This window comes from Intrasporangium sp., from assembly GCF_035688975.1.
GTDB lineage: Bacteria > Actinomycetota > Actinomycetes > Actinomycetales > Dermatophilaceae > CALMNV01.
In genome coordinates this window covers 1-4,630 of record NZ_DASSMH010000043.1, presented here as the reverse complement: position 1 = coordinate 4,630, position 4,630 = coordinate 1, and the positions used below count along the sequence as shown (strand labels likewise).

General features: G+C 75.2%; 6 protein-coding genes. All 6 read right to left on the bottom strand.

The window, feature by feature from the left end:
• Window positions 1-1,190, bottom strand: a 1,190-nt coding sequence (gene thiC, locus VFJ94_RS04275; RefSeq protein ID WP_325002953.1) for a phosphomethylpyrimidine synthase ThiC, incomplete at its 3' end; no start/stop codon positions are given.
• A complete protein-coding gene (thiD, locus tag VFJ94_RS04270) occupies window positions 1,187-2,041 on the bottom strand; it encodes a bifunctional hydroxymethylpyrimidine kinase/phosphomethylpyrimidine kinase (RefSeq protein ID WP_325002952.1) in 855 nt (284 codons plus the stop codon). The genes thiC and thiD, both read right to left, overlap by 4 nt.
• The gene (locus VFJ94_RS04265) at window positions 2,038-2,733 is read right to left on the bottom strand and encodes a thiamine phosphate synthase (protein WP_325002951.1); all 696 of its coding nucleotides are present in this window, start codon (window positions 2,731-2,733) and stop codon (window positions 2,038-2,040) included. The genes thiD and VFJ94_RS04265 overlap by 4 nt, the downstream gene beginning before the upstream one ends.
• Window positions 2,730-3,506: a thiazole synthase gene (locus VFJ94_RS04260; protein WP_325002950.1), complete on the bottom strand. Its 777-nt coding sequence runs from the start codon at window positions 3,504-3,506 to the stop codon at window positions 2,730-2,732. The genes VFJ94_RS04265 and VFJ94_RS04260 overlap by 4 nt, the downstream gene beginning before the upstream one ends.
• Before the next feature lies 1 nt (window position 3,507).
• Window positions 3,508-3,708 carry a sulfur carrier protein ThiS gene (thiS, locus tag VFJ94_RS04255; RefSeq protein WP_325002949.1) on the bottom strand — a complete coding sequence of 67 codons (201 nt, stop codon included), beginning with the start codon at window positions 3,706-3,708 and terminating at the stop codon, window positions 3,508-3,510.
• Window positions 3,705-4,630 (bottom strand): FAD-dependent oxidoreductase (locus tag VFJ94_RS04250; protein WP_325002948.1); only part of this gene is annotated, 926 nt, incomplete at its 5' end. The genes VFJ94_RS04250 and thiS, both read right to left, overlap by 4 nt.

Below are 4,630 nucleotides of genomic sequence, written 5' to 3'. Positions count from 1 at the left end.
GCGCCGTGGCACCAGTCCTGCTGGAGGTCGACGTTCTCCTTGACCAGGTTGAGCGGCACGTGGCCGGGGCCCTCGACCATGACCTGCACGTCGTAGCGCCAGGCCCGCTCGGTGAGCTCGGCGAGCGTGCGCAGCTCGCTGAGCTGAGCCTCGTCGTTGGCGTCGGCGGTGCAGCCGGGCCGCAGGCCGTCGCCGAGGCTGAAGGCCACGTCGTAGCGGGCGAAGATCTCGCACAGCTCGTCGAAGTGCGTGTAGAGGAAGTTCTCCTCGTGGTGGGCAAGGCACCAGCCGGCCATGATCGCGCCTCCTCGGCTCACGATGCCGGTGATCCGCTCGGCGGTCAGCGGCACGTAGCGCAGCAGCACCCCCGCATGGATCGTCATGTAGTCGACGCCCTGCTCGCACTGCTCGATGACGGTGTCGCGGAAGACCTCCCAGCTCAGGCGCGACGCGTCGCCGTCGACCTTCTCGAGCGCCTGGTAGATCGGCACGGTGCCGATCGGCACCGGCGAGTTGCGCACGATCCACTCCCGCGTCGTGTGGATGTCGTCGCCGGTGGACAGGTCCATGACGGTGTCGGCGCCCCACTTCGTGGCCCACGTCAGCTTCTCGACCTCCTCTTCGATCGAGCTCGTGACCGCGGAGTTGCCGATGTTGGCGTTGACCTTGACGAGGAACGCGCGGCCGATGACCATCGGCTCGGACTCGGGGTGGTTGACGTTGGCCGGGATGATGGCACGGCCGGCGGCGACCTCCGAGCGGACGAGCTCGACGTCGCACTGCTCGCGGACGGCGACGAACTGCATCTCGGGCGTGGTGATCCCCGCCCTGGCGTAGGCCATCTGGGTCACCGTGCGGCCGTCCTTGCTGCGCAAGGGGTTTCGCCGCGCGCCACGCCATTCGCGGGATGACTGGCCACGGCGCAGGGCCGACCGGCCGTCGTCGGCGAGGTTGCGGTCACGGCCGACGTACACCTCCACGTCGCCGCGGTCCCGGATCCAGTCCTCGCGCAGCGGCGGGAGCCCGACCTCCGGGTCGCTGCCCGGTCCGGACGTGTCGTAGAGCCGGAACGGCGGGTTGGGACGGGGGCCGGCGGCGCTGGGTGAGTCGTCGAGGGAGACCTCGACGAAAGGGACCCGGACGTCCGGTCCGGGACCGGTCTCGTAGACCTTGGTGCGGGCGCTGGTCATGCGTTCCTCCTAAGGGGTTGGTCCGACGATGCGTGCAGAAGCGGGTCGAGGGGTGGGTGATGCAGGTGGCTGACCGGTCCGCGGCCGCGCCCGAGCCGCCACTCGGACGAGCGCAGCAGGGCCAGCCGGACGAACTCACCGGCCGACCGGACGGCCGCCTCGACCGGCGCCCCCCGGGCCAGCGCGGCTGCCGCGGCCGAGGCGAAGGTGCACCCCGTGCCGTGGTCGTTCGTCGTCGTGATGGACGGGGCGCGCAGCTCGATCGTGCGCTCGGGGGTGGCGAGCACGTCGACGCGGTCGAGCCCGTCCCGGCGCCCGGTCACCACGACGGCCGTGGGGCCGAGCCGGCGCAGGGCCTCGGCCTGCTCGCGCTGCTCGTCGGCGCTCTCGGCGGGGCGGGCGCCGAGCAGGGCCGCGGCCTCGTCGGTGTTGGGCGTGGCCAGCAGCGCTTGGGGGAGCAGCTGGCTCGCCATGGCCGAGGCCGCCTCCGCCGTGGCGAGGGCGTGGCCGCTCGTCGAGACGAGCACGGGGTCGACGACGAGGCGGGGGAGCAGGCCCCGGGCGGCGAGCATGCTCACGACCCGGACCACGTCGGCATCGCCGAGCATGCCCGTCTTGACGGCAGACACCGGAAGGTCCGCGAGGACCGCCTCGGCCTGAGCCGCGACGAGGTCGGCGGGGAGGGCGTGGACCCGGTGGACGCCTGTCGTGTCCTGGACGGTGACCGCGGTGACGGCGCTCGTGCCGTGGACGCCGTATGCCGCGAAGGTGGCGAGGTCGGCCTGGATGCCTGCGCCGCCTCCGCTGTCCGAGCCGGCGATGGTGAGCGCGACCGGTGGGTGCGTCGTCATCCGTGGTCCACGGCCGTGACCAGGGATCGCACGTATGCCGTGGGATCTGCGGCGCGCATGACACCGCCCATGACCGCGACCCCGCTGGCGCCCGCGAGGACCGCCGCCCGGGCGATGTCCGGGTCGACCCCCCCGAGCGCCAGGACCGGCGGCGGCTGCGCGCCGCGCCGACGCACCTCGTCGAGGAGGCGGGCGAAACCGTCCCTGCCGAGCGCGGGGCCGTATCCCGGCTTCGACGGGGAGGGGGCGACGGGGGAGAGGGTCACGTAGTCGACCCCGTCCGCGGTCGCTCCGGCGAGCTCGGTGGCGTCGTGGCACGACCTGCCGAGCAGGGGCGGGCGCGCAGCCGGAAGCGGGTCCCGGGCGCGCAGGTGCACGCCGCTGAGCCCGGCGCGCCGCTTCGAGCCGTGCTCGTCGGCTCCGTGCTCGTCGGCGCCGTGCTCGTCGGAGCCGTGCTCGTCGGGGCTCCTGCCGCCCGACGCCACGACGACCCAGGCCCCACGCGGGTCGGCGAGACCGTGGACGGCGGCGACAAGGCGGGTCCGCTCGGCGGGTGGCAGGTCGCGCTCGCGGACGACGATGCCACCGGCGCCGCCGTCGAGCGCCGCCTCCACGACCTCGAGCAGCGTGCGCCCCGGGGGCACCGCGGTGCGGTCGGTGAGCACGAGGACGCGGGGCACGGCATACGTCACCGGCCCACCAGCCCGGTCGTCGGGGAGGACGCGAAGGCCAGGCGGCGCACGGGCACCCGACCGGCGCCGCGGGCGAGGTGCCCCGCCTCGACCGCGCTGCGCATCGCGAGCGCCATCCGGACTGGGTCCTCGGCGCGGGTGACCGCGGTCGCGAGCAGCACGGCATCGCAGCCGAGCTCCATCGCCAGCGCCGCGTCGGACGCGGTGCCGATGCCGGCGTCGAGGACGACGGGCACGTCGACGAGCTCGCGGATGAGCTCGATGGCGTGCGGGTTGCGGATGCCCATGCCGCTGCCGATCGGTGACCCGAGCGGCATGACGGCCGAGCACCCCACGTCGACGAGGCGCTGCGCGACGACCGGGTCGTCGCTCGTGTAGGGCAGCACGACGAAGCCGTCGGCGACGAGCGCCTCGGCGGCGTCGAGGAGCTCGACGACGTCGGGGAGCAGGGTCCGGTCGTCCGCGATGACCTCGAGCTTGACCCAGTGGGTGCCGAGGGCCTCGCGCCCGAGCCGCGCCGTGAGCAGCGCCTCGCGCGCGGTGTGGCAGCCGGCCGTGTTGGGCAGGAGCCGGACGCCGCACGACGCGAGGACGTCGAGCAGCCCCCCGACGCCGTCGGCGGGGACGCGGCGCATCGCGACCGTGACGAGCTCGGTGCCCGAGGCACGGACCGCCGCCTCGAGGATGGCGAGGTTCGCCGCGCCGCCCGTGCCGAGGATGAGGCGCGAGGTCAGGGTCACCCCGTCGATGACGAGGGCCGAGGGGCCGGTCACCTCAGCCGCCCTGCATCGCGGTGACGACGTCGACCCGCGCCTTGTCCCTGACGGCGGTCGTCTCCCACTCCGACCGGCGCACCACGTCGCCGTCGATGGCGACCGCGATCCCGCGGGGCGGCAGGTCGAGCTCGGCGACGAGGGAAGCCACGGTGAGGCCGGGCGCACACGCCCGGTCGGTGCCGTTGACGCTGATGGTCATGCAGGACTCCGTTCCGCGGCGAACCGCTGGGGGTCGAGGGGCTCGGCGTGGTGCGGGGCCGGCGTGTCGAGGACGGCCGCGACGACGGCCTCGGTCGTCAGCGGGGTGAGGAGGATGCCGTCGCGGCCGTGGCCGACGGCGAGCAGCAGGCCGGGCGTGCTCGTCGCCCCCACGAGGGGCAGGTTGTCGAGCGTGGCCGGGCGCAGGCGGGCGGTCGCCTCGGCCAGCTCGAGCTCGGCCAGCTCGGGCACGACCGCGACGGCGGACCGGAGCAGGTCGTGCACGCCGCCAGCCGTGACCCGGGTGTCGACGCCGACGTCCTCGCTCGTCGCGCCGACGACCACCTCCCCGTCGGGGCGGGGCACGAGATAGACCTCGTCGCCGTGGACCGTGGCCCGGACGGTGTGGGTGAGCAGGCCTGGCTCGCCGCGGAGGCGCAGCACCTGCCCCTTGAGGGGCCGCAGCGCCCGCGCGAGGTCGAGCCCCGGCACCTGCGCGCGGCCTGCCGACCACCCGCTCGCGAGCACGACGGCGTCGGCCGGCCGCCGCTGCCCGGGCCGTGCCTCGTGTCCCTCGCCCGGCTCGGTCTCGACGCCGACGCACCGACCACCGTCGAGGAGCGGCCGGGCCCGGGCCCGCCGGACGGTGACCCCGAGCGAGGCAAGGGCGCGCAGGAGCAGCCGCACGACGCGGCGGGGATCGACCGAGTGCTCGTCGGGGAGCAGGAGGGCGCCGCAGAGCCGGGGCGACAGGGCCGGCTCGAGACGCCGCGCCGCCCGGGCCCCCAGCCGCTCTCCGGCGAGGCCCAGCCGGTCGAGCAGCTGGGCGTGCCGGTGGAGCACCGCCGCGTCGTCGGGGTCGCCGGCGACGAGGAGCGTGCCCGTGGAGTCCAGGGCGACCGACTCCGACGTGGCGCGCTCGA

Coding starts and splice junctions, on each gene's coding strand:
- thiD (WP_325002952.1), bottom strand. CDS start 2,041: ATGACGACGCACCCACCGGTCGCGCTCACCATCGCCGGCTCGGACAGC.
- thiS (WP_325002949.1), bottom strand. CDS start 3,708: ATGACCATCAGCGTCAACGGCACCGACCGGGCGTGTGCGCCCGGCCTC.